This window comes from Microbacterium sp. Ld4, assembly GCF_045066555.1.
Taxonomy (GTDB): domain Bacteria; phylum Actinomycetota; class Actinomycetes; order Actinomycetales; family Microbacteriaceae; genus Microbacterium.
In genome coordinates this window covers 415744-438347 of record NZ_JBISHE010000013.1, presented here as the reverse complement: position 1 = coordinate 438347, position 22604 = coordinate 415744, and the positions used below count along the sequence as shown (strand labels likewise).

Genomic DNA, 22604 nt, shown 5'->3' with positions numbered 1-22604 from the left:
GGCGAGTCCGCCCGCGCCTCAACGCAGACGGACCTTGCGGGCTTTGAGATAGGGCCACTCGGTGCGGGTGGCGTGCTCGGCGTAGTGCCACATGCGGGCGCCGACGTCGGGGTCCATGATCACGCGCGACGGCCGGCCCTCGGTCGGGGCGCCGGTGACCGTGCGCGACGGCCCCCAGTACTGGCCACCGACCGCGTCCGGGTCGGTCAGCGCCCGGATCGGCGCCCAGGCGCCGCGCTCCTTCGACTGCGCGATCGGAGCCTGAATCCCACTCATTAACCGTTTGCGGCGCGTGGGCGCATTGACCCCGACGATGTGGCGGGTGCGTCCGCCGAGCGAGTATCCGGGGTGGGCGACGAGGCTGTCGACGGGAACGGATGCCGCGCGCAGCCGCCGGTCGGCTTCGATGCCGAGCGCCGATGTGGCGACCTTCGACTGCACGTACGCACGCCAGGGCGTGTAGCCGTGCACCAGTTCGGGGTCGATCGGATCCCAGGGGAAGAGCGTGGTCGACACCGACCCGAGCCACACCATCCGGCCGCGGGCGGCCGCCAGCGCGGGGAGCAGGGCTCCGGCGAGCGCGTAGTGGCCGAGGGCGTTCGTCGCGATCACCAGTTCGTGCCCGTCGAGGGTCACCTGGCGGGTCTTCGGAGGGTGCACGATCCCCGCGTTCAGCAGCACGCCGTGCAGCCCCACCCGGCCACGGACCGTCGCGGCAGCGGCGCGCACCGACCCCAGGTTGCTGGTGTCGAGCGCGAGCGTCTCGATATCGGCATCCGGCACCTGCGCGAGCAGCGCGGCGCGTGCGCGGGACAGTCGGGACGGGTTCCGAGCGCTCATGATCACGTGTGCGCCGGCCCCCGCGAGCTGCAGGCAGGAGAAGAATCCGAGGCCGGCATTCGATCCGGTGACGAGGTAGCGGCGTCCGCTCAGGTCGGGAAGTCGATCGGGGTCCCACACGTCACGCGCCACGCTTCGACCCTACGCGCGACGACCTGTCAGGTCACCCCACGCACGGCCGCGATTCGGGCGGAATCCGGGGCGCGGATGGGCCGCCGCCCCCGCACCGAGGCCGAAAGGTGTCAGAGTGGGAGAACCGACCGGAAGGAGCCTCGATGAACGAGCTGGAGCAGAACCTGCTGTTCGCCGTCGTCGGCCTGACGATGGTGACGTCGCTCGTGATCGTGGTGGTGCAGATGGTCCGTCGCCGCAAAGACGACGACACGGGCGGCAACCCGTGGGACGACCTCGAGTCGTAACCGGGTCTTACTGGGGCGCCAGGCCGAGGTCGTCGAGATCGATCGCGGCGAGCCACGCGAGACCGGCAGCTTCGACGGCCGCCTGCGCGCCCGTCTTGCGATCGACGATCACGGCGACGGCGACCGGCTCCGCGCCTTCGCGGCGCAGCGCCTCGACGGCCTTGAGGGCCGACTGGCCCGTGGTCGAGGTGTCTTCCACGACCACGACCCGCTTGCCGACGACGTCGGCTCCCTCGACCTGACGGCCGCGGCCGTGATCCTTCGGCTCCTTGCGGACGACGAACGCGTCGAGCGGGGCATCGGTGCGCGCCGACTCGTGCATGACGGAGTTGGCGATCGGGTCGGCGCCGAGGGTCAGACCGCCGACCGCGACGATGCCGTCGATGTCGCGGATGAGGTCGAGCATGATGCGACCGATGGCCGGCGCCGCGCGGTGGTCGAGCGTCAGCTTGCGCATGTCGACGTAGTAGGTGGCCTTCTTGCCGCTCGACAGGGTGAAGTCGCCGTGGAAGACGGCTTCGTCCTGGATCAGCGCGATGAGGCTCTGGCGGTCGGCTTCGAGTGCGGGCGTGGAGGCGACGGTCACGACCCGAGTCTAGGGCGAGCGGATGCCGGGCCCCCGCGTCACGGCATCCCACCCGCCGAAATAGGCTGGACCCATGCGTCTTGCCACTTGGAACGTCAACTCGATCCGCGCGCGCGTGGTCCGCACCGTCGACTTCGCCGTGCGCGAGAACATCGACGTGCTCGCGATGCAGGAGATCAAGTGCAAGCCCGAGCAGTTCCCCTACGAGGCGTTCGAAGCGGCCGGATACCACGTCGAGACGCACGGCCTCAATCAGTGGAACGGCGTCGCGATCGCGAGCCGCACGCCCATCGAAGACGTCGAGTACGCCTTCCCCGACATGCCGGGCTTCCTGAAGGGACACGAGGGCCCCGACGCCCCGCAGGAGGCGCGCGCGATCGGCGCGACGATCGACGGCGTCAAGGTCTGGAGCCTGTACGTTCCGAACGGCCGCGGCCTGGGCGACCCCCACTTCGCCTACAAGCTGCACTGGCTCGACGCGCTGCGCGCCTACACGCAGAAGACCCTCGAGACGAGCCCGTCGCTGCCGCTGGCCCTCGTGGGCGATTTCAACGTGGCGCCGACGGATGCCGACAACGGCGACCCCACGGTCGTCGAAGGCGTGACGACCCACGTCTCGCCCGAAGAGCGCGCGGCGTTCCAGGCGCTCCTCGACGCCGGCCTCAGCGACACCGTCCGCCCGCTCGTGCCGACCGGCTACACGTACTGGGATTACAAGCAGCTGCGATTCCCCCGCAACGAGGGGCTGCGCATCGACTTCATCCTCGGGTCGCCGGCGCTCGCCGACGCCGTGGTCGCCGCCGAGATCCACCGGGCTGAGCGCAAGGGCGAGATCCCCAGCGACCACGTGCCGGTGGTCATCGACATCGACCTGGGCGACGGAGACGACGACGACCGCCCGATGATCTTCTGACCGGCGCCCGCCCGTCGCATGATCTTCTGACCGGCGCCCTCCCCCGCGCGACGGATGCCGCGAGGCCGCCGTCCCCGTAGCGTGGAGGGATGTCCGCATCGCTCCTGCGCCGCCAGGTCACGTCGACCGAGGTGCGTCACGACACCTGGCTGGCCGTCGGCCTGTTCGCGGCCGGCATCCTCAGCGTCTCGCTCGGCACCGTCTCGGGCATCTACGGCGGCGAGCACCCCGACATCGTCTGGGGTCTGCTGTACGCCGCCGCCCTCACCCTGCCGCTCGCGCTTCGCCGCCGCTATCCGAGCATCGCTCTCGTCGTGGTGTCGGTGACCTACTTCACGGGCGTCTCGGTGCGCATCCCCGAGGTGTACGTCGGCAACGTGGCGCTGTTCATCGGGATCTACACGGTCGGCGCGTGGGTCGCCGACCGTCGCCGCGCAGCCACGGTGCGCATCGCCGTCATCATCGGCATGTTCATCTGGTTGCTGGTCACGATGTTCCAGACGGCGACGAGCGAAGGACCCCTCTCGCAGGAGGGCCCGTTCTCCCCGTTCGCCGCGTTCTCGATGCTGCAGTTCCTCATCAACATCGCGTTCTTCGGCGGCGCCTACCTCTTCGGCGAGCGCGCCTACGCGAGCGCGATCGAGCACGCCGCGCTCGAGGAGCGCACGGCCGAGCTCGAGGTCGAACGCGAGCGGACGGCCGCTCAGGCGGTCGCGCTCGACCGGGTGCGCATCGCCCGCGAGCTCCACGACGTCGTCGCCCACCACGTCTCGGCGATGGGCGTGCAGGCCGGGGCGGCTCGCACCGTGCTCGACCGCGATCCGGATGCCGCACGGCGCACCCTCACGGGCATCGAGACGTCGGCGCGCAGCGCGATCACCGAGCTCCGCCACCTGCTCGAGACCCTGCGGACGCCCGACGCCGACGCCCCGGGCGGGTCGACCGTGCGGCTCTCGGGCCTTCCCGACCTCGTCGCCCACGCGAACGCGAACGGGCTGCCCACGACGCTGTCCGTGGTCGGCGAGCCCGTCGCGGCATCCGATCTCGTGCAGCTCAACCTGTTCCGCATCGCGCAGGAGGCGCTCACCAACGCGCGCCGGCACGGTGGCCCCGCCGCGACCGCCGACATGCGTGTGCGCTACGGAGCCGAGACGATCGAGCTCGAGGTCGCCAACACCGGCCGCATCGCCCTCGGCGGGCGCGCGGGCCTCGGGCTCGTCGGCATGCGGGAGCGCGCGACCGCGTCGGGCGGCACGCTCGAGGCGCGCTCGCGTGACCGCGGCGGCTTCCTCGTGCGGGCGGTCGTGCCGATCCGGGCCGGCGCTTCCGACACCGCCACGGCGACCACGGATGCCGCCACGGAGGTGCCCGCATGATCCGGGTGCTGCTCGTCGACGATCACGCCGTGATGCGGGCCGGCTTCCGGATGATCCTCGAAGCGGCGGGCGACATCGAGGTCGTCGGAGAAGCCGGCGACGGGGCGGCGGCGATCGCCGCGGCATCCGATCTGCGTCCCGACGTCATCTGCATGGACGTGCAGATGCCCGACATGGACGGCCTCGAGGCGACCCGCCGCATCGTCGCAGACCCCGACAACACGGCATCCGTCGTCGTCGTGACCACGTTCGACCGCGACGACTATCTGTTCCAGGCGCTCGCGGCCGGCGCGAGCGGATTCTTGCTCAAGAACGCGGGCCCCGAAGAGCTCACCCATGCGGTGCGCGTGGCGTACGACGGCGAGGCGCTGCTCGCACCGGCCGTGACCAAGCGGGTGATCGAGCGCTTCGCCTCCTCAGGCGGGGCGAGCCCCGCACGCCAGACGGATGCCGACGCTCCCGCGCTCGCCGTCGACCTCACCGACCGCGAAGCCGAAGTGCTGCGCCTGCTCGCTCAGGCCATGAGCAACGGCGAGATCGCCCGTCGGCTGTTCATCGGTGAGGCCACCGTGAAGACGCACGTGTCGAACGTGCTGCAGAAGCTCGGCGCCCGCGACCGGGTCGCCGCCGTGGTCTACGCGCACCGTCACGGCCTCGCCTGATCGGTGGGGGCGTCACCCGGGGGTGGGTTCTTCGTCGTCGCACCCTCCGTACAGGCGTGAGCGCGACCGCGCGGGATCACCCCTGGAGCGTCTGCGAGATGTGCGCGTCGAGGATGCGGGGCAGGTCGAAGGGGGTGAACTCCTCGTCGAGCATGGATTGGTACTGCAGGCCATCCCACATGGCGATCAGCCAGATCGCTTCGAACCGAGCGTCGAGGTCGAGTCCGCGGTCCGATGCCGTCCGGGCGAAGAGGTTCTCGAAGTACGCGATCGTGCGGACGAATCGCTCCTGAAAGTACCCGTGGACCGGATGCGTGCCCGAGACCGCCTCCGTGGACAGCACGGCGTACAAGCCGATCAGACCGCTCTCCACCTCGGCGTCCCGGGCAGCCTCGGCGCCGATTGCGAGCAGTTCTTCCGCGGGGTCCAGGAGGATTCCTGCGCGCCTGGCGACCAGCGCACTGTCGCGCTGCCGCATCACTTCGGCGAAGAGCTCGGTCTTGCTGGAGAAGTGGTGTCGCAATGTCGACGGCGCCACATCGACCCGCTCCGAGATCTCCTTCATCGTGGTGCCCCCGAACCCGTTCTCGGCGAACACCGCGATAGCGTCGGACACGATCCCCTCACGCCGGCGGTGCCCGGGCTCGTATCCCGCGCGATTCACCAAGAGCGTGTCCAGCGACAGGACCGGCGGTCGGATGCTCGGCGTCACCGACCCGGCCTCGTCGCCCCTGTTGATCCCGCGCGCGAAGAGCGCCGGAGGATCCACCTCGGGGAGATAGCTGCCGATCACCGAGAGCCCCTCCCACGCGGCCACCCGGCGTCGCACATCGTCGGAGATCACACCGTCATCGCCCGCAGACGTCGACTCCCGCGTGGGATCAGCATCCCTCGATGGGGCCGACAGAAGCCGTCGGTGATGCGCCATTGCGGCGGCGCGTTCAGGACCGGTCATCGCGCGCGAGAGGAGGACGGCCGAAAGCGGCGCGTAACCATCGACGTCGCTCCACAACCGGTCGGCGACCGCGGCAGACAGAGCCTCCGATCCCATCGCCAGGTGAGTCTCCTCGGCGAAGAGGTGAGCGACGGCGTCCAGTAAGGCGTCCTTCGAGGCGAAGTGCTTCAACAGCCCAGGGCGCGATATCCCTATCCGGTCTGCAACGTTCTGAAGCGATACCGCGAGCACATCGTCCTCCGCGAAGGCGCGGCGGCCTTCCTCCAGGATGCGCTGCCTCGTCCGCCAAGCAGCGTCGGCTCGGGTCTCTTGCGAGCTACTCACGTTGACCATCCTGTCACGAGCGCGAAATCCAATAGTTACATTCGCGTCGACTTTCAGTTACAACGAAGGCCGTATTCAGTTACAGTGAGCACGAACGTCCATCTGATGATTCCAAGGAGCACGTCGTGACAGAGCAGTCCACTCCATCCCCTACCCGTTCCGTACCTGCGGGACCCGTATCCGCCGCGTATCTGCCCACACTGGGCCTCGCGAACTTCGGCATCTATCTCGCGGTTCTGACGCCGGTCTTCGTCTCGCTGGCGTTCAAGCTGGATCACGTCACGTCGAGCCGTGAGGAATCACTCGGAGCGCTCAGCCTCGTCATGGGCGTCGGGAGTCTCTTCGCGATCATCTTCAATCCGCTCGTCGGCCGGCTCTCTGACCGAACGATGTCGAGGCTCGGGATGCGCCGACCATGGCTCATCGGAGGAACCGCCGTCGGATTCGGCGCCCTCGTGATGATCGGTCTCGCCCCGAACGTGTGGGTGGTGCTCGCCGGATGGTGCCTCGTCCAGGCGTCACTCAACGGCGCGCTCTCCGCACTCAACGCGACCATCGCCGACAAGGTGCCGGTCTGGCGTCGCGGCCTGGCCTCCGGGATCATCGGCATAACGACATCGCTGGGAATTCTCGGCGGGACGTTCGCGGTCAACTTCCTCGATTCCGACGTCGCTCGCTTCGCGGTGCCCGGCGCGATCGGATTGGCGTTCACCGTCCTCTTCGCTCTCCTTCTCAAAGACAGCGTCCGCCTGGTCCGCCCTGCGGACCGATACGGCGTCAAAGAGTTCCTGGGCTCGTTCGCGTTCAACCCCCGCAAGAACGCCGACTTCGGCTGGACGTGGCTCACCACGTTCCTCGTGATGTTCGGATACGCCGGCGTAGCGACCTTCCTCCCGCTGTATCTCACCGACGACTTCGGGCTCTCCGAGGCCGAAGCGATCGGAGTCATCGTCATCGCGAACCTCGCCGCTGTCGGAGCGCAAGCGATCTCAGGGCCCCTCGCGGGCTACCTGTCGGACCGGTTCAACCGCCGGAAGCCGTTCGTGCTCGCCGCTGGCGTCATCATGGTCGCGGGCCTCGTCGTCCTCGCTTTCGCGCCCGACGTGAGCATGGTCATCCTCGGTCAGGGCCTGATCGGATTCGGCATCGGATCCTTCCTCTCCGTGTCCCTCGCCCTGGCGACACAGGTGCTGCCCGATGTCGAGGACACGGCGAAAGACCTCGGCGTGATCAACATCGCCAACGCTTTGCCGCAGTCCATCGCGCCCGCCATCGCCCCCGCGGTGATCGGATTCGGCGCCACCACCGCGATCGGCGGGTACTCACTCTTCTACCTGCTGGGTGCCGCGGCCGCTCTCGCCGGCGCCGTCGTCGTTTACCGCGTGAAAGGAACCAAGTGATGCATCGTCTGTCGAATGAGGAGCACAGCGAGGTCGACAGGAGCTACTTCGACACCGACCGGACAGTGTCGGAACGCGTCGAGATCATCCTGGGGCAGATGACCCTCGAGGAGAAGGCGGGCCTGTTCTTCCACACCATGATCACCATGGGCCCCGACGGAGAACTCTCCGAGGGCGACCGGGAGTTCGATCTGCCCTCCAACCGCGAGTACGTCGTCGCTCGCCACATGAATCACTTCAATCTGCTCACCGGTGGCACTCCCGAGGCCATGGCGGCGTGGAACAACAACATCCAACGGTTGGCGGCGCGAACGCGTCTCGGCATTCCTGTGACGATCTCAACCGATCCGCGCAACTCCTACAGTGACAACCCTCTGGCGGGGCTCCTCGCCGGCTCGTTCTCGGTCTGGCCCGAGGCACTTGGTCTCGCCGCGACGCAGGATCACGAGCTGGTGGAGAAGTTCGCCGACATCGCGCGCCAGGAGTACACGGCCGTCGGCATCCGAGTAGCCCTCCACCCGCAGGTCGATCTCGCGACCGAGCCGCGATGGGCGCGGCAATTGGACACGTTCGGTGAGGATGCCGAGCTGACCAGCCAGCTCGTAACCGCCTACATCCGCGGTTTCCAGGGCACCGAACTCGGCCCGACCTCCGTCGCCACCATGACGAAGCACTTTCCCGGCGGCGGGCCCCAGAAAGACGGGGAGGACCCGCATTTCGCCTACGGCCGTGAACAGGTCTATCCCGGCGGAATGTTCGACCACCACCTCACGCCGTTCATCGCTGCCATCGCCGCGGGAACGACCCAGATGATGCCGTACTACGGCATGCCCGTGGGAACCGACTACGAAGAAGTCGGCTTCGGCTTCAACAAATCCGTCATCACCACGTTGCTCCGCGAGAAGCTCGGGTTCGACGGCATCGTCTGCACAGACTGGGGCCTTCTCACCGATGCCGTCGTCGATGGCGAGCCGTTCCCCGCCCGCGCCTGGGGCGTAGAGCACTTGACTCCGCGCGAACGGATGCGCAAAGCCATCGATGCCGGCGTCGACCAACTGGGCGGCGAAGCACGTCCAGACATGCTCGTGCAGCTGGTCGAAGCCGGAGAGATCACCGAGGAGCGGCTCGACGAATCGGCCCGCAGGCTTCTGCGCGAGAAGTTCACCCTCGGGCTCTTCGACAACCCCTACGTCGACGAAGCTCGCGCTGCCCAGATCGTCGGGGCGCCCGAGTTCCGGGAGGCGGGCCTCAGCGCGCAACGCGCATCGCTGACGCTGCTCACCAATCACGAGACATCGGGCCGCCCCCTCCTTCCTCTGACCTCAGGACTGCGGCTCTACGTCGAGGGAATCGAGGCGACTGTCGCGTCGCAGTACGGCGTCGTCGTTCACGATCCCTCCGAGGCAGACGTCGCGATCCTGCGCATCCACGCCCCTTTCGAGAAGCGCGTGACGTCGTTCGAGAACTACTTCCACGCTGGATCTCTCGAGTTCTCCGCCGACCTGATCGATCACATCGAGCGCGTGGCGACCCATGTCCCGACCATCGTGGACGTCTTCCTCGATCGGCCCGCGATCCTCGGTCCGATCGTCGACTCCGCAACTGCGGTCATCGCGAACTTCGGAGCCGACCCCCACGCGCTCCTCGATGTCCTCACCGGCCGCGACAGCCCTCGGGGCAAGCTTCCGTTCGACGTCCCCTCGAGCATGGAGGCGGTTCTGTCATCTCGTTCCGACGTGCCCTTCGACACTGCGGATCCGCTCTTCACGTTCGGCCACGGACTCACCTTCCCCGCGCACTGAACCACCCCCGCTTGATCAGGCCACGCACAACCCCGCCACCGGGACCGACCAGGGAGAACACATTGCTCACGCTCGAATCCGCTGCTCGCCGCTTCAGCGAGAAGTTTGCGACCTCTGCCCAGCTCACGACCGAAGGCCGGGCGGTGATCCCCGGCGGATACAGTCGCACCTCCTTCAACTTCGGCCCGCACGCGGTGTTCGTCGAGGGCGGCGAGGGTGCGTACATCGACACGGCCGACGGTCACCGTCTTCTGGATCTGAACAATAACTTCACCGTCAACATCCTCGGCCACGGCAACCGGACGATCAGCGATGCGCTCATCGCAGCCATCCCTTCCGGAACGTCATTCGGCAACCCGGTCGCAGAAGAGGCGGAACTCGCCCGCATCCTGATCGATCGCGTCGCGTCGATCGAGATGGTGCAGTTCTCCTGCTCCGCGTCGGAGTCCGTGATGAGTGCAGTACGCGTTGCGCGCGCGTTCACCGGAAGAACCCTGATCGCCAAGTTCGAGGGCGGCTACCACGGCTTCACTGATCCGGTGAGCGTGTCCGCTCATCCCCACGGGGGGAGCGAGTACGGGTCCGACAGCGACCCTCGCCCGGTCGCCGACAGCGAAGGCATCCCCGCGGCCATTGTCGAGCATGTCGTCATGCTCACGCAGAACGACGAAGAAGGAACCGAACGCATCCTCCGCGATCACGCCGACGAGCTCGCCTGCGTGATCGTCGAACTCGAGAGCGGCGCTGGGGGCCACGTCGTCCTGCGGCAGGACTTCGTGCGGATGCTGCGCCGCGTCACCGCCGAACTCGGCATCCTGCTCGTCATCGACGAGACGATGACCCTGCGCGCCGCGTTCCACGGCATGCAGAACTCGTACGGTATCGATGCGGACATCACCGTGATGGGGAAGATCATCGGCGGGGGACTGCCGCTCGGCGCGATCGGTGGACGAGCAGACATCATGGGTGTGCTCGCCGACGGTCGTGTGCCGATCTCGGGGACTCACCACGGGCACCGGCTCGCGCTGATCGCCGGCATCGCATGCATGAGCGCACTCGACGAGGCGGCGTACGACCGTCTGAACACGATGGCCCGACGCATCCTGTCCGAAGTGGGCGAATGGACTGCGAGCAGGAGGAGCCCGTTCACGATCTTCGGGAGCGGCTACTCCTCTCTCGCGTACGCGTACTGCCTGGAATCGGGGATGACCGTGCAGACCCAACGCGACCACTGGCGGAACGTGGATGCCGACAAGACGCAGACGTTCTCGCTCGAACTCGCCAACCGGGGATTCTTCCCCGTTGCCCGCGGCGAATTCTCACTGTCCTTGGCGATGACCGACGACGACATCACGTCCTACATCGAGGTGGTGAAGGAGATCGTCACCGACATCGAGGCCTGACCTCCACCGCGCCCGAGGGTTGCGAACGGCGGCAGCGACGGGACTGTCGACCTGAACGCCCGAACACGCGCGAGGATAGGGACGTGGTGTGTTGGAACTTGCAGATCAGAGTGGTTCACCGGCTCAGTGCGGTCGGTGAACCGGGTAACGACATCGGCTGGACAGTCTTCCGCGGCATCGAAACCGATGTCCTGCCTCGCATCGACGAGGCGGTGAGTCTTTCGGAATCTCAGCATCCGGTCGCGTACGAGCTTCTCTGGAACGGGTTCGGGTCGACGAGCCGAGTCGCCTGCGTGGAGCACTTCCTGTCGACTCCGGCCCCGGGGGCGCAGGTCGTCGTCACTGCGCATTCGATGGCGCGTCTGCCCGACGACCCCCGACTGGCCGACCTGCCGGAATGGAGCCCCGCGGGGAGCCACCGTGCCGCACGCCCGCGCGATAGTGGCACGCAGCCGACCCGTCCATCGTCGCCCTGAGGCGACCGCGAGGGAGCGCACCTCTTTCGGTCTGCTGGCACCGCTGTCGCTCGTCGTCCCTCTGGTATCGGGGTGCGGGCCTTCGACCCCGGGCGAGGTGCGGATGCTGACAGGCGAAGGCCTCGCTGCTCTTCCCTCTGAGTCGCTGACCGACTGGGTCACCTACGTCGACGCTGTCGTGGTCGCCGAAGTGACCGATAAAGCGCAATCTCGGGAAGCGGTCTCGCCCGACGAGGAAGAATGCGGCGAAGGGTACGCCGTCCAACTCGTGACGTTCGACGTGCTCGAAACGCTGTGGCACCCCGAGAACTACGTGGCCCCGCCCGAATCCTTCACCACGTCCTATAACGCGTACGTCTGGACTGGCGGCGACCGAGATGAGGCGATCACTCTCGTCGAACCTGATGCAGTCCGGTTCGATGTCGGAGGGACGTACCTCATGCCACTCGTGGATTTTGCGACGTTCGATGAGTGGGCGCCGATCCTGCCGTCGTCGGTCCTGCGCCTTCGAGGACGGGGTTGCGGGGCGGGGCGAGACGATCCTCGGCCGCGACAACAGGCCATCGCCGCGTTTCGCCCTGTCCGCTCCCGCACAGCAGCTGTGGGGCCTCGACCGGCGGGAGATCATCGACACGCTCGACGCCACACCTCCCGACCCGTACGCGACACCGTTCACCCACCTGCCCGCAGAAGAGCAGTATCAGGAGGCCATCCGGGCGGCGCGCGCAGATGACGCCGGGGCCGTCGAGGATCCCGACACACAGTTCACCGACTGAGCGAGCACGATCCGCGGGCCGCTGCCGGGCCGCTCGGCGAGCGCAGAACGGCCCCGCATCCGAGCAGGATGCGGGGCCGTTCTGCGGGGCGCGGTCAGACCGACGCGGGAACCTTGGCGTAGCGGTCGACGAGCGCGTTGAACGCTTCGAGGTAGCCGAGGAGGAAGCCGGCGGTCTCGTCGTTCGTGACCTCGCCGTCATCCGAGAACAGGCCGGGCGTGCTCTGCACGTAGCCTTCGGGCTGTCCGAGGGTGGGGGCGTTGTAGTGGCTCAGCACAGCCTTGAGGTGCTGCTGCGCGGCGGCGGTGCCGATGCCACTGGGCGAGGTGCCGATGACAGCGGTGGGCTTGCCGTCGAAGACGCCCTGACCGTAGGGGCGCGACGCCCAGTCGAGCGCGTTCTTGAGCACACCCGGAACCGAGCGGCTGTACTCGGGCGTGACGATGATCACGCCGTCGACATCGGCGATGGCCTGCTTGAAGTCCACGGCGACCTGCGGGAACGCGCCGTCGTGGTCGACCGAGTAGAACGGCAGATCCTTGATCGGGATCTCGACGAGCGTCGTGCCCTCGGGGGCGAGGCGCTCAAGGGCCTTGGCGAGCTTGCGGTTCATCGAGGTCGACGAGATGCTGCCGACGATGTAGCCGATGGTGCGGTCGGTCATGGGTCCTCCAGGGTCGAACGGAAAAGGGGCCGCAGTCGCGGCATCCGGTGGTCCCAACGCGCCCCGCAACGACCTCATTCCCGCGCATAGAGTTCTCTCAGCCGGCAGTGGCTCCCCGGCCACGCCGGGCGAGGGACTCGCGAGCCACCCGGGCACCGACGACATAGCCGCCGAGCACCATCAACAGCACCAGTGCGACGACCGTCACCGCGAAGGCCCCGAGCCATGGGTCCCACATCGCCGACCGCGCGACGAGCAGCAATGCAAACACTCCGGCGAGCGCGCACAGATGCAGGGCGACTCGCCACGCTTTCGCCACGGCGGTCAGCGCAGCGCTGACGACGACCATGCCGGTCAGCCACGCCCAGGCCTCGGGTGTCAGCGAAAGCCAGAACCCTCGGTCTGTTCCGGCTCCGGCGGAGCGTCCGTAGATCCAGGGGCCACCGCCGATCACGATGATGACCCCGAGCGACGTCGCCGCGAGACCGATGCGCGACCGCACCGTCCCGATGGTTCCGACGACCCCGAGCAGGGCGAGCGTCACGACCGTCATCGTCGCGACCGAGCCCCACCCCGGAAGCAGAGCGGTCGTCGCGGGGACGGCGAGAGCTGCCGCGGTCGCCAGCCCGAGGGCGACCCGAGCGGCGCGCCCCGCCCCGATGAGCGTCAGCGAGAAGGCGACCACCCACAGCGCGACGGTGACGACCATCGGGCTCACCCACGGGCCCGTGGCCATGGCGGCCCCGAGTACGAACGGGATGCCGTCGGGCCCGGTCCCGTAGCCGACGAAGATCACGAGCGCCAGGGCGAACCCGACGCCAAGCGCGGCCTGAGCGGCAGCATCCCGCAGGCGCGCCGGAACCCAGCCCACGAATCGCTCGCCGAGCCCGGAAACAGCCAGAGCCCACGCGTCGCCGTGTGTCGGGGCGCGTCGGCCCCGGTGCTCGGCTTCGTCCAGCATCGTCCCGACCATGGCCTCGCCGTGTCGGCGGCGCCATCGCGCGGGATACGCCCATAGCGCGCGCTCGAATGCGCCGCGGTCGACGCCGCTCACGCGACTCCTCCCCCGAAGGACGGGCGAAGCGCGAGGCGGCGCTTCGCTTCGCGCGCGGTCACCTCGAGCCGCTCGACCTCCGCGGCGAGACGGCTCTCGCCGGCATCCGTGAGGTCGAAGTACCGGCGCAGCCGTCCATTCACGGTCTCCTCCCGCACGATATGGACGAGCCCCTCCTGCTCGAGGCGATCGAGAACGGCGTACAAGGTCCCCACCTTGAGTCGCACGCGCCCCTCCGAGATCCGCTCGGTCTCCTCGATGAGCGCGTAGCCGTGCTTCGCGCCGTCCGCCAGCGACGCCAAGACCATGACGGTCGGCTCGCGCATCTCCGTTGCCATGGACATCATGATACTCAGATCATCTGACTATTATCGATCGCCGGCTGAATCTTCTTGCTCACCGGGCGCACTCCTGTTTGAGTGGCCAAGGTGACCGACCGACAAGCACGCCCGCTCTGGCTTCTCCCGACCCTGATCCTGCTGGCAGGAGCCGCGATCATCGTGGTCGCGACGATCTGGGCGGCCGCCGATTACAACGCGTACGAGGATCGGTTCGGCGAGGGCGCGACAGGCCCCGTCCCCGCCGCGATCCCCCTCATGGGTGCGGTCGGGCATGCTCTGCTCGTCATCGGTGCCGCCTGGCTCGTCTTCCTCGCATGCCGCCGGCTCTTCGTGCGCTCGAAAGAAGAACGTCCGCCGCGGCGATGAACGTCCGCCCGCCGGCGGCGCCCCTCCCCCTCACGGCGGGTACAACCGGCTCCCCCGTGCGGGGGAGGTCACCGCTCACGCCGATCCCTAGCGTGGAACACAGGGACGCCGCACACAGCGCGACCGCACAACGAGGAGGAACGGATGCTGCATCTTCGCGGGATCACGAAGAGCTACGGCACGCGCCGCGTGCTCGACGACGTCGGGTTCGACGTCGCACCCGGCCGCCTGACGGGCTTCGTCGGCGGCAACGGCGCGGGCAAGACGACGACGATGCGGATCGTCCTCGGAGTCCTCGCCCGCGACGCCGGCGAGGTCACCCTCGACGGCGCGCCGGTCACATCGGCCGACCGTCGCCGGTTCGGGTACATGCCCGAGGAGCGCGGCCTGTACCCGAAGATGAAGGTCCTCGAGCACATCGTCTACCTCGCCCGGTTGCACGGCTTCTCGAAGACGGATGCCACGACCCGCGCGACCGCCCTGCTCGAAGAGCTCGGGCTCGGCGAGCGCCTCACCGACAACGTCGAAACGCTCTCGCTCGGCAACCAGCAGCGTGCTCAGATCGCCGCGGCGCTCGTGCACGACCCGCAGGTGCTCATCCTCGACGAGCCGTTCTCGGGACTCGACCCGCTCGCCGTCGACGTCGTCGCCCGCGTTCTGCAGACGCGCGCCGCGCAGGGCACGTCGGTGCTCTTCTCGTCTCACCAGCTCGACGTCGTCGAGCGCCTCTGCGACGACCTCGTCATCATCGCCGGTGGCACGATCCGCGCCGCCGGCACCCGCGAGGCGCTGCGTGACGCGCACGCCAACCGCCGCTTCGAACTCGTCGCCGCGTCCGACGCCGGCTGGCTGCGCGACGAGCCCGGCATCGAGGTCGTCGACTTCGACGGCGGCTACGCCCTGTTCGATGCCGAGTCCGATGAGGCCGCGCAGCGCGTGCTGCAGCGCGCCGTCGCCGCCGGCGACGTCGCCAGCTTCGCGCCCCGGCGCCCCACCCTCGCCCAGATCTTCACGGAGGTCATCCAGTGAACACCACGACATCCCCCTCGTTCGCACAGAGCGTCTGGCTCGTCACCGAGCGCGAGCTCGGCTCGAAGCTGCGCAGCAAGTCGTTCATCATCTCGACCGCGATCCTCTTCGCGCTCGTCCTCGCCGGCGTGCTGTGGGCGGGGTTCGCCTCGCAGAGCGAGAGCCGCACGCCCCTCGCGGTGACGCCCGAGACCTCCTCGGCGGTCGAAGGGAACGACGGGTTCGAGCTCACCGAGGCGGCCACGCCCGACGAGGCCCGCGACCTGGTCGCCGCCGGCGACGTCGACGCCGCCCTCGTGCCCGGCGGCGCCGAGCCGTTCGGGTACACCCTCGTCGGCGACGAGTCGGTCTCGTCGAGCATCATCCAGCAGCTCAGCATCTCGCCCGAGGTCGAGCTGCTCACCACCGACGCCGTCAACGGCGGCCTGCGCTACATCGTGGCGATCGGCTTCGGCGCGATCTTCTTCGCCGCCGCCCTCACCTTCGGGTCGACGATCTCCACGAGCGTCGTCGAAGAGAAGCAGACCCGCGTCGTCGAGCTGCTCATCTCGGCCATCCCCACCCGCGCCCTCCTGGCGGGCAAGGTCCTCGGCAACACCCTCCTCGCGATGGGCCAGATCGTGGGCATCGCGGCGATCGCGACGATCGGCCTGACCGTGAGCGGGCAAGACGTCGTCCTCGCCGGCCTCGGCGGCCCCATCGCCTGGTTTGCCGTCTTCTTCCTCTTCGGCTTCGTGCTCCTGGCGGCGCTGTTCGCCGCCGCCGGGGCGATGGTCTCCCGCCAGGAGGACATCGGCGCGACGATCACGCCGCTGACCTACCTCGTGATGGCGCCGTACTTCCTCGTCATCTTCTTCAACGACAACCCGCTCGTCCTCGGCATCATGTCGTACGTGCCGTTCTCGGCTCCGGTCGGAATGCCGGTCCGCATCTTCACCGGCGAGGCCCTCTGGTGGGAGCCGCTGCTCTCGCTCGTGGTCATGCTGCTCGCGTGCGTCGGCGCGATCCTCGTCGGCGCGAAGATCTACGAGAACTCGCTCCTGCGGATGGGTGCCCGCGTCAAGCTGCGCGAGGCACTGCGGAGCTGATCGACCTCGGGAATGCCCCGCCTCTCCGACTCGGAGGGCGGGGCGTTTCGTCGTTCCGGCCGGAGTCGCACCATGAACGCACCGGAGCCGGGCACCACCGCGGTGGGGTTGGATGGAAGGATGCCTGCTGCCACGACCGACACCCCGATCATCGACGTCCTCGCCGAGCGCTGGAGCACACGCGTGTTCGATCCGGCGACACCCATCGACGAAGACGCCCTCGCGTCCGCGCTCGAAGCGGCGCGCTGGTCTCCCTCGGCCTCGAACACGCAGCCGTGGCGCTTCATCGTGGCCCGCCGCGGGTCGGCATCCCACGCGAAGATCGTCGACACGCTCGCCGGATTCAACAAGAGCTGGGCGCCCGACGCGGCAGCGCTCGTCGTGGTCTCAGCCGTCACCGAGAGCGACGGAAAGCCGCTCCGGTGGTCGGTCTACGACGCCGGCCAGGCCGCCGCGCACCTCACGATCCAGGCGCATGCCGCCGGCCTCCTCACCCACCAGCTGGGCGGGTTCGATGTCGACCGGCTCGCGGCGGCATTCTCGCTCCCGGCCGACATCCGGCCCGTGACCGTCATCGCCATCGGGTCGTACGGCGACCCCGACGCCGTCTCGGAGCAGATGCGCGAGCGCGAGGCGACGCCCCGCACGCGGCGCCCCGTCGCGGAGTCCGTCCTCGTCGACGACTGACGCCCGCACCATAGACGACGGGCCGACGAGACGACAGGGTGCGCCCGACCCTGCGCAGCGCCGGTTACGGTGAGGCATGACCTCGCGCATCCTGTCGATCGGCACCGCCGTGCCCCCGGCGCGCCTGCACCAGAACGCGGTGCGAGACCTGTTCACCGGCCAGCCCGGAGTCGACCGCCTTTCGCGCCGCCTGATCGGCGCCGCTTTCGACGCGTCCGCGATCGAGACCCGCCACACCGTGCTCGACGATCTCGCGGCAGCGGCCGACGGCGACAGCGCCGGGGCGGGCCCGAGCGACGCGAGCGGCGAAGAGCGGATGCCGGTCGTCTCGGCCGACGGAGAGCTCCTGGTCCCGACGACCCAGGCGCGCAACGACGCCTACATCCGGCTCGCTCCCCCGCTGTTCGCCGAAGCGGCCCGAGCGGCGCTCGCGGCGGCATCCCTCGATCCGGCCGACGTGACGCACGTGGTCACGGTGTCGTGCACCGGCCTGTTCGCCCCCGGGCCCGACTACCGGCTCGTCCGCGACCTGGGTCTCGCCCGCACCGTCGAACGCTCCCACCTCGGGTTCATGGGCTGCGCGGCGGCAGTGCCCGGCCTTCGCACCGCGGCCCGCATCACCGACTCCGACCCGCACGCCGTCGTGCTCGTCGTCTGCGCGGAGCTGTGCTCGCTGCACGTCCGCCGCCCCGCCAACACCGACGACATCGTGGCGGCGTCGCTGTTCGCCGACGGTGCCGCGGCCGCGATCGTGAGCGCGGACCCGGGCCGCCGGGGCGCCGCGTGGTTCGACCTCGACCGGTTCGGCACGGCGCTGATGAGCGAAGGCGAGCAGGAGATGGCGTGGACCGTGGGGGACAGCGGCTTCGACATGGTCCTCACCGGAGAGGTGCCGCGCATCATCGGGCGCGAGATCCAGGAAGCCGTGACCGGGTTCCTCGGCGACGACGCCGTCGACGCCTGGGCGGTGCACCCCGGTGGACGCAGCGTGCTCGACCGGGTCGAGTCGGGTCTCGGCCTCACCGGCGACGCGCTCGACGCATCGCGCGCGGTGCTCCGCGACTACGGCAACATGTCGAGCGCCACGATCCTGTTCATCCTCGAAGCCCTGCTCACCGGCGACCGTCTCGCCGACGGTGACGCACTCGCCACGCTGGCGTTCGGCCCCGGGCTCACGCTCGAGGCCGCGCTGCTGTCGTACGGCCGAAGCGACGCCGCATGATGCTCGCCGAGCGCGCCCGCGACCTGCAGGAGCTCATGGACGACCCGGGCTGCGACCCCGATCGGCTCGCCGCCACCCTGCGCAGGTTCGACCTGGTCAACCGCGCCGTCGGCGCGTGGGGCACCGTGTGGCGACGACACATGGCCCCCGCTCTCCGCGGCCTCGGCCGCCCGGCCCGCGTGCTCGACGTCGGCAGCGGCGGCGGCGACGTCGTGGCCCGCCTCGCCGACCTCGCGAGCCGGGATGGACTGACGGTCGACTGGACGGGCATCGACCCCGACGCTCGGGCCCTCGCCGTGGCGCGGGAGCGGGCGCGCCCGAACGTGCGATTCGAGAGCATGGATGCCGCGCAGCTCCGGGCGACCGGTGCCACGTTCGACATGGTCCTCTCGAATCACGTCCTCCATCACCTGGGCGACGACGAGCTGACGGGCTTCGCCGACGACACGCTGGCCCTCTCGACGGGCGCCGTCCTGCACGCCGACATCGCGCGCGGGCCTCTCGCGTACGGTCTTTACGCCGTCGGCATCACTCCCCTGCAGCGCGGCACGTTCCTCCGCACCGACGGCCTCCGCTCGATCCAGCGCAGCTACCGGGCGCCGGAGCTGACGGCAGCGCTCGGAGCGCCGTGGCGTGTCCTCACCCCGGCGCCGTTCCGCCTGCTCGCCGTGGGAGCCGGTCGTGCCTGACGTCATCGTCGTCGGCGCCGGCCCCGTCGGCACCCTGCTCGCGGCGGAACTGACGCGGCAGGGCGTCGACACGACCATCGTCGAACGCCGCGCCGCAGCCGGGCAGGGCTCCCGCGCGATCGGGCTGCACGCGCCGACCCTCCGCGCCCTCGAAGCCGGCGGCACGACCGAGCGCATCCTCGCCGGCGCCGTCCGCGTCCGGCGCGGCGAGGCCCGCAGCGCCGGTCGACTGCTCGGCACGGTGCGCTTCGACCGCCTCGACACCCGGCATCCGTATGTCGCGACGCTGCCCCAGGCCTCGACGCAGGCCGCTCTCGCGGTCGGCGCACCCGCGCCGCTGCGCGGAGAACGCGTGCGCGACATCACCCCCGAGGGCGACACCCTGCGGGTCGGGCTCACGGGTCGCGACCTCACCGCTCCCCTCGTGGTCGTCGCCGGCGGGGTCGGCGCACGTGACCTGGTGTTCCGGCCCGGGGCTCTCCGCCGCACCGCCTACCCCGACCGCTACCTCATGACCGATGCGGCCCTGCCGCCGCGCGCCGACGCCGAGGTGGCGGTCGTCCACCTCTCGCCCCACGGTGTGCTCGAGTCGTTCCCCCTGCCGAACGGTGCGCGTCGATTCGTCGCCTGGGACGCACCCGGCGACGACGCCGGCGACGACGACGACGCGAAGCTCGGCCGGTTGCGCACGGCGCTCCGGGAGCGGGGCGAGGGCGACGCGGCCGACGCGATCACCGGAGCGTCCGACTTCGCGGTGCGGCGTGTGCTCGCCCCGGCGATGCGACGCGATCGCCTCTTCGTGATCGGCGACGCGGCGCACGAGATCAGCCCCATCGGCGGACAGGGCCTCAACCTCGGGCTCCTCGACGCCGTGACCCTCGCCCCACTCCTCACGGAGTGGGTGCACTCGGGGTGGCCGCCCGAGACCGGCCTCGACCGGTGGGAGCAGAACCGACTGCGGTCAGCGCGCACCGCCGGCCGGATGGCGGCCGTCAACATGCGGCTGGGGCGCCCCCTCCCGCCCGCGGCGTATCGCGCCGTGACCGGGTCGCTCGGCGCGCTCCTCGCAGCGACGGGGTCGCTCGTCCCCCACGCGTACGCGATGGGCTTCGACGCCGCCGCGCAGCGCGGAAGCGCCTAAGCGGGCGAGGTCAGACCGGCCGACGCGACGACCAGCTGAGCGGCCAGGACCAGCGCAGCCGTCATGACCAGGCGGAATCCGACCCGGTCGGGGCCGCCCATGCGCATGCGGACGAGCACGCCGGCGCCGAGACCGAGCACCGCGACGAAGAACACCCAGGCGAGCGGTCCGGGGGTGCCGCTGCCGACGAGCACCGCGACGGCCGCCGCGTCGATGCCGAGCACGGCGATCAGCACCGAGATGTGGGGCCCGAGTCGGTGCGGAAGACCCCGGATGCCGGTGCGCCGGTCGTCTTCGAGGTCGGGCAGGACGTTCGTGAGGTGCACGGCCGCGCCGAGCGCGGCGCCGGCGACGCTCGCCCACGGCGCCGCGAGCACGGGTTCAGCCGCCGACAGCGAGGCGAGCGACGGGAAGATGCCGAAGCTCACGAGGAAGGGGACGATCGACAGCGGCGTCGCCTTGAGCAGCACGTTGTACGACCAGGCCGACGCCAGCGCGATCGCGTGCGCGAGCAGCATCCCGCCTCCGAGCACCGCCGAGAGGACGAGGGCCACGACGACCGAGGAGAAGGCGACCACCCAGGCCGTGCGGCGCGACACCTCGCCGCGGACGAGCGGCTTGTCGGCACGGCCGACGGCGGCATCCCGGAAGAGGTCGAGCGCATCGTTCGAGAGTCCGACCGACAGCTGTCCCGCGAAGACGGCGGCGACGAGCACGGCGATGCGCCCGGGCTCCAGCCCTCCCGCGAGTCCGAGCGCGAGAGCGAGTACGGTGACCACGACCGCCGGACCGGGATGGGTGGCACCCCACAGGGCCCGAGCGGTTCGCATGCTCGATCTTTTCACGTCGCAGCGACGCGTTCGCGGAGTCGCGGACCCCCGCACCGGCTCGGTACGACATGGGTGAGACGATTCTCATCTTCTGAGGTGCCCACGCTCTGCGCGTGCCCGGTTTTCGGGCTCTGAATGTCGGAGGTAGGTGAGAGAGTGCAGGTATGCGCGAAGCGATCGAAACCCCTGGCAGTGGCGAGTATCTCGCCACTCTGGCGGGCATCGTCGCGGGTGTCGGAGACGTCGCGGCCGAGATCGCACGCGCTCAGGTTCGGGAGCTCCGGATCCTCGCGGCAGCCGGTCGCTTGGCGGAGGAACAAGCCACCGCGGCGAAGGCGAATGTGCGGCTGCACGACATGGCCCTCCGATCGATCGCGGCCGAAGTGAGCGGGGTCATGCGGACGACCGACCGCACCGCACAGCGGCGCATCGGAGAAGCCCGCACGATCGTCGAAGGATTTCCTGCGGCTGCCGCGGCATGGGAGTCGGGGCGCATCGCGCGGGAGCACGTGCGGGCCATCGTCGATGCCGGCACGACGCTGCCCCCGGAGATGTGGTCGGAGTTCGAAGCGGTCGCGATCGAGCGTTGCGAGCGTGACACCCCCAACCGGGTCCGCGGCGAGCTCGAGATCCTTGCGCACCGGATGCATCCCCGATCGTTCGCAGAACGGCATGAGGAGGCCGCCGCGTCGAGATGCGTGCGACTGATGCCGGGGCGGGAGGGGATGTCGGATCTCGTCGCCACGCTGCCGACCGTCATCGCCGAAGGCATCCATGACCGGTTGACGCAGCAGGCGCGGGCGATCATCGGCACCCGTGACGAGCGCGCATCGGGTGACGATGCGGAGGTCATTGCGACCGACCGGCGCACCACCGATCAGGTGCGTGCCGACGTGTTCGCCGACCTGCTTCTCGCGGGCACGCCGGCGCTCGATGACACCCACGACACGAGCGCCGGCCCGCTCGGCGCGATCCGAGCACGCGTGCAAGTACTCATTCCCGCCCCGGCGCTCACCGGCAACGACGACGGGCCGTGCGACCTCACCGGTCGCGGGCCGATCGACGCCACATCAGCACGCGCCCTCGCCGGCGCAACCCACATCTGGGAACGCCTGTTCCACGACCCGACCACCGGAGTCACCACCCTCACCGACTCCTACCGCGTCCCCTCCGGCATGCGCCGGTTCCTGCAAGCCCGCGACCAGCACTGCCGATTCCCCGGATGCCGCGTCGCCGCCATCCGCTGCGAAATCGACCACACCCACGATCACGCCCTCGGCGGCACCACCGAACTGAAGAACCTGGCCCACCTCTGCCAACGACACCACTCCATGAAACAGTTCACCGCCTGGGGGGTCCGACAACACCCGGGTGGCGTCCTCGAATGGACCTCACCCCTCGGCAAGACCTACCGCGAAGACGCCCCCACCCCAGCCGTCGCCTTCACGCTTGCCGCAACGCCCCCGCCGCGAGACACCGCCCCGTTCTGACGCCCCGTCGACTTCCCGCCGGCCTCGCATGACCCGTGATCACGCTGCCGGCGGCTGCTTCGCGGGTCCGC

Annotated in this window: 24 protein-coding genes; 17 read left to right on the top strand and 7 right to left on the bottom strand. The window is 69.6% G+C overall.

Annotated elements, in window-relative coordinates; translation table 11 throughout:
• Window positions 1–18 precede the first annotated feature (18 nt).
• Window positions 19–972: an SDR family NAD(P)-dependent oxidoreductase gene (locus tag ACJJV7_RS12795; RefSeq protein ID WP_405374173.1), complete on the bottom strand. Its 954-nt coding sequence runs from the start codon at window positions 970–972 to the stop codon at window positions 19–21.
• Window positions 973–1115: 143 nt separating this feature from the next.
• On the opposite strand from ACJJV7_RS12795, the gene ACJJV7_RS12790 reads away from it, so the two are divergent.
• The gene (locus ACJJV7_RS12790) at window positions 1116–1259 is read left to right on the top strand and encodes a hypothetical protein (protein ID WP_405374175.1); all 144 of its coding nucleotides are present in this window, start codon (window positions 1116–1118) and stop codon (window positions 1257–1259) included.
• A 7-nt stretch (window positions 1260–1266) separates the two neighbouring features.
• Here ACJJV7_RS12790 and pyrE read toward each other — a convergent pair whose 3' ends face one another.
• Window positions 1267–1845, bottom strand: coding sequence for an orotate phosphoribosyltransferase (gene pyrE / locus ACJJV7_RS12785; protein ID WP_405374177.1), 579 nt, complete (start codon window positions 1843–1845; stop codon window positions 1267–1269).
• Between the two features lie 73 nt (window positions 1846–1918).
• Here pyrE and ACJJV7_RS12780 point away from each other — a divergent pair, with 73 nt between their 5' ends.
• The 3 genes from ACJJV7_RS12780 (at window position 1919) to ACJJV7_RS12770 (ending at window position 4796) form a co-directional block, all read left to right on the top strand.
• The gene (locus ACJJV7_RS12780) at window positions 1919–2758 is read left to right on the top strand and encodes an exodeoxyribonuclease III (RefSeq protein ID WP_405374178.1); all 840 of its coding nucleotides are present in this window, start codon (window positions 1919–1921) and stop codon (window positions 2756–2758) included.
• An 89-nt stretch (window positions 2759–2847) separates the two neighbouring features.
• The gene (locus tag ACJJV7_RS12775) at window positions 2848–4134 is read left to right on the top strand and encodes a sensor histidine kinase (RefSeq protein ID WP_405374180.1); all 1287 of its coding nucleotides are present in this window, start codon (window positions 2848–2850) and stop codon (window positions 4132–4134) included.
• Window positions 4131–4796: a response regulator gene (locus ACJJV7_RS12770; RefSeq protein ID WP_405374182.1), complete on the top strand. Its 666-nt coding sequence runs from the start codon at window positions 4131–4133 to the stop codon at window positions 4794–4796. The genes ACJJV7_RS12775 and ACJJV7_RS12770 overlap by 4 nt, the downstream gene beginning before the upstream one ends.
• Window positions 4797–4872: 76 nt before the next feature.
• On the opposite strand, the gene ACJJV7_RS12765 is transcribed toward ACJJV7_RS12770, so the two are convergent.
• On the bottom strand, window positions 4873–6084 hold the full coding sequence (locus tag ACJJV7_RS12765) for a TetR/AcrR family transcriptional regulator (protein ID WP_405374184.1): 1212 nt from the start codon (window positions 6082–6084) through the stop codon (window positions 4873–4875).
• A gap of 116 nt (window positions 6085–6200) precedes the next feature.
• Here ACJJV7_RS12765 and ACJJV7_RS12760 point away from each other — a divergent pair, with 116 nt between their 5' ends.
• The 5 genes from ACJJV7_RS12760 (at window position 6201) to ACJJV7_RS12740 (ending at window position 11932) form a co-directional block, all read left to right on the top strand.
• The gene (locus ACJJV7_RS12760; RefSeq protein ID WP_405374186.1) at window positions 6201–7475 is read left to right on the top strand and encodes an MFS transporter; all 1275 of its coding nucleotides are present in this window, start codon (window positions 6201–6203) and stop codon (window positions 7473–7475) included.
• Window positions 7475–9277, top strand: coding sequence for a glycoside hydrolase family 3 protein (locus tag ACJJV7_RS12755; protein ID WP_405374188.1), 1803 nt, complete (start codon window positions 7475–7477; stop codon window positions 9275–9277). Before ACJJV7_RS12760 ends, ACJJV7_RS12755 begins: the two co-directional genes overlap by 1 nt.
• Window positions 9278–9339: 62 nt before the next feature.
• Window positions 9340–10680 carry an aspartate aminotransferase family protein gene (locus tag ACJJV7_RS12750; protein WP_405374189.1) on the top strand — a complete coding sequence of 447 codons (1341 nt, stop codon included), beginning with the start codon at window positions 9340–9342 and terminating at the stop codon, window positions 10678–10680.
• A gap of 110 nt (window positions 10681–10790) precedes the next feature.
• Window positions 10791–11156 carry a hypothetical protein gene (locus ACJJV7_RS12745; RefSeq protein ID WP_405374191.1) on the top strand — a complete coding sequence of 122 codons (366 nt, stop codon included), beginning with the start codon at window positions 10791–10793 and terminating at the stop codon, window positions 11154–11156.
• A 467-nt stretch (window positions 11157–11623) separates the two neighbouring features.
• Window positions 11624–11932, top strand: coding sequence for a hypothetical protein (locus ACJJV7_RS12740; RefSeq protein ID WP_405374192.1), 309 nt, complete (start codon window positions 11624–11626; stop codon window positions 11930–11932).
• Between the two features lie 94 nt (window positions 11933–12026).
• Here ACJJV7_RS12740 and ACJJV7_RS12735 read toward each other — a convergent pair whose 3' ends face one another.
• The 3 genes from ACJJV7_RS12735 to ACJJV7_RS12725 form a co-directional block, all read right to left on the bottom strand.
• Complete coding sequence (locus ACJJV7_RS12735) at window positions 12027–12596, bottom strand: NADPH-dependent FMN reductase (RefSeq protein WP_405374194.1); 570 nt, start codon at window positions 12594–12596, stop codon at window positions 12027–12029.
• A gap of 97 nt (window positions 12597–12693) precedes the next feature.
• Window positions 12694–13650, bottom strand: a complete 957-nt coding sequence (locus tag ACJJV7_RS12730) for a hypothetical protein (RefSeq protein ID WP_405374196.1) — start codon at window positions 13648–13650, stop codon at window positions 12694–12696.
• Window positions 13647–13988, bottom strand: a complete 342-nt coding sequence (locus ACJJV7_RS12725) for a PadR family transcriptional regulator (RefSeq protein ID WP_405374198.1) — start codon at window positions 13986–13988, stop codon at window positions 13647–13649. Before ACJJV7_RS12725 ends, ACJJV7_RS12730 begins: the two co-directional genes overlap by 4 nt.
• A gap of 90 nt (window positions 13989–14078) precedes the next feature.
• Here ACJJV7_RS12725 and ACJJV7_RS12720 point away from each other — a divergent pair, with 90 nt between their 5' ends.
• The 7 genes from ACJJV7_RS12720 to ACJJV7_RS12690 all read left to right on the top strand — a co-directional run bounded on the left by ACJJV7_RS12720 (window position 14079) and on the right by ACJJV7_RS12690 (window position 20213).
• Complete coding sequence (locus ACJJV7_RS12720; protein ID WP_405374200.1) at window positions 14079–14357, top strand: hypothetical protein; 279 nt, start codon at window positions 14079–14081, stop codon at window positions 14355–14357.
• 144 nt (window positions 14358–14501) lie between these two features.
• Window positions 14502–15386, top strand: a complete 885-nt coding sequence (locus tag ACJJV7_RS12715; protein ID WP_405374201.1) for an ABC transporter ATP-binding protein — start codon at window positions 14502–14504, stop codon at window positions 15384–15386.
• Window positions 15383–16474, top strand: a complete 1092-nt coding sequence (locus tag ACJJV7_RS12710) for an ABC transporter permease (protein WP_405374203.1) — start codon at window positions 15383–15385, stop codon at window positions 16472–16474. The genes ACJJV7_RS12715 and ACJJV7_RS12710 overlap by 4 nt, the downstream gene beginning before the upstream one ends.
• 120 nt (window positions 16475–16594) lie before the next feature.
• Window positions 16595–17161: a nitroreductase family protein gene (locus ACJJV7_RS12705; RefSeq protein ID WP_405374204.1), complete on the top strand. Its 567-nt coding sequence runs from the start codon at window positions 16595–16597 to the stop codon at window positions 17159–17161.
• 76 nt (window positions 17162–17237) lie between these two features.
• Window positions 17238–18383 carry a type III polyketide synthase gene (locus ACJJV7_RS12700; protein WP_405374206.1) on the top strand — a complete coding sequence of 382 codons (1146 nt, stop codon included), beginning with the start codon at window positions 17238–17240 and terminating at the stop codon, window positions 18381–18383.
• Window positions 18380–19072 carry a methyltransferase domain-containing protein gene (locus ACJJV7_RS12695; RefSeq protein ID WP_405374207.1) on the top strand — a complete coding sequence of 231 codons (693 nt, stop codon included), beginning with the start codon at window positions 18380–18382 and terminating at the stop codon, window positions 19070–19072. The genes ACJJV7_RS12700 and ACJJV7_RS12695 overlap by 4 nt, the downstream gene beginning before the upstream one ends.
• Complete coding sequence (locus ACJJV7_RS12690) at window positions 19065–20213, top strand: FAD-dependent oxidoreductase (protein WP_405374208.1); 1149 nt, start codon at window positions 19065–19067, stop codon at window positions 20211–20213. The genes ACJJV7_RS12695 and ACJJV7_RS12690 overlap by 8 nt, the downstream gene beginning before the upstream one ends.
• Here the strand turns inward: ACJJV7_RS12690 and ACJJV7_RS12685 are convergent.
• The gene (locus tag ACJJV7_RS12685) at window positions 20210–21043 is read right to left on the bottom strand and encodes a UbiA family prenyltransferase (protein WP_405374209.1); all 834 of its coding nucleotides are present in this window, start codon (window positions 21041–21043) and stop codon (window positions 20210–20212) included. The genes ACJJV7_RS12690 and ACJJV7_RS12685 overlap by 4 nt on opposite strands.
• Window positions 21044–21207: 164 nt before the next feature.
• Between ACJJV7_RS12685 and ACJJV7_RS12680 the strand changes: the two genes are divergently transcribed.
• Entirely contained in the window at window positions 21208–22533 is a 1326-nt protein-coding gene (locus tag ACJJV7_RS12680) for a DUF222 domain-containing protein (RefSeq protein WP_405374211.1), read from the top strand.
• Window positions 22534–22604: the final 71 nt, after the last annotated feature.

What these genes read in the sequence shown, in the direction of transcription:
- ACJJV7_RS12790 (WP_405374175.1), top strand. Translation starts at nt 1,116, where the DNA reads ATGAACGAGCTGGAGCAGAACCTGCTGTTCGCCGTCGTCGGCCTGACG.
- ACJJV7_RS12780 (WP_405374178.1), top strand. Translation starts at nt 1,919, where the DNA reads ATGCGTCTTGCCACTTGGAACGTCAACTCGATCCGCGCGCGCGTGGTC.
- ACJJV7_RS12775 (WP_405374180.1), top strand. Translation starts at nt 2,848, where the DNA reads ATGTCCGCATCGCTCCTGCGCCGCCAGGTCACGTCGACCGAGGTGCGT.
- ACJJV7_RS12770 (WP_405374182.1), top strand. Translation starts at nt 4,131, where the DNA reads ATGATCCGGGTGCTGCTCGTCGACGATCACGCCGTGATGCGGGCCGGC.
- ACJJV7_RS12765 (WP_405374184.1), bottom strand. Translation starts at nt 6,084, where the DNA reads ATGGTCAACGTGAGTAGCTCGCAAGAGACCCGAGCCGACGCTGCTTGG.
- ACJJV7_RS12755 (WP_405374188.1), top strand. Translation starts at nt 7,475, where the DNA reads ATGCATCGTCTGTCGAATGAGGAGCACAGCGAGGTCGACAGGAGCTAC.
- ACJJV7_RS12740 (WP_405374192.1), top strand. Translation starts at nt 11,624, where the DNA reads ATGAGTGGGCGCCGATCCTGCCGTCGTCGGTCCTGCGCCTTCGAGGAC.
- ACJJV7_RS12735 (WP_405374194.1), bottom strand. Translation starts at nt 12,596, where the DNA reads ATGACCGACCGCACCATCGGCTACATCGTCGGCAGCATCTCGTCGACC.
- ACJJV7_RS12725 (WP_405374198.1), bottom strand. Translation starts at nt 13,988, where the DNA reads ATGGCAACGGAGATGCGCGAGCCGACCGTCATGGTCTTGGCGTCGCTG.
- ACJJV7_RS12715 (WP_405374201.1), top strand. Translation starts at nt 14,502, where the DNA reads ATGCTGCATCTTCGCGGGATCACGAAGAGCTACGGCACGCGCCGCGTG.
- ACJJV7_RS12705 (WP_405374204.1), top strand. Translation starts at nt 16,595, where the DNA reads ATGCCTGCTGCCACGACCGACACCCCGATCATCGACGTCCTCGCCGAG.
- ACJJV7_RS12700 (WP_405374206.1), top strand. Translation starts at nt 17,238, where the DNA reads ATGACCTCGCGCATCCTGTCGATCGGCACCGCCGTGCCCCCGGCGCGC.
- ACJJV7_RS12695 (WP_405374207.1), top strand. Translation starts at nt 18,380, where the DNA reads ATGATGCTCGCCGAGCGCGCCCGCGACCTGCAGGAGCTCATGGACGAC.
- ACJJV7_RS12685 (WP_405374209.1), bottom strand. Translation starts at nt 21,043, where the DNA reads ATGCGAACCGCTCGGGCCCTGTGGGGTGCCACCCATCCCGGTCCGGCG.
- ACJJV7_RS12680 (WP_405374211.1), top strand. Translation starts at nt 21,208, where the DNA reads ATGCGCGAAGCGATCGAAACCCCTGGCAGTGGCGAGTATCTCGCCACT.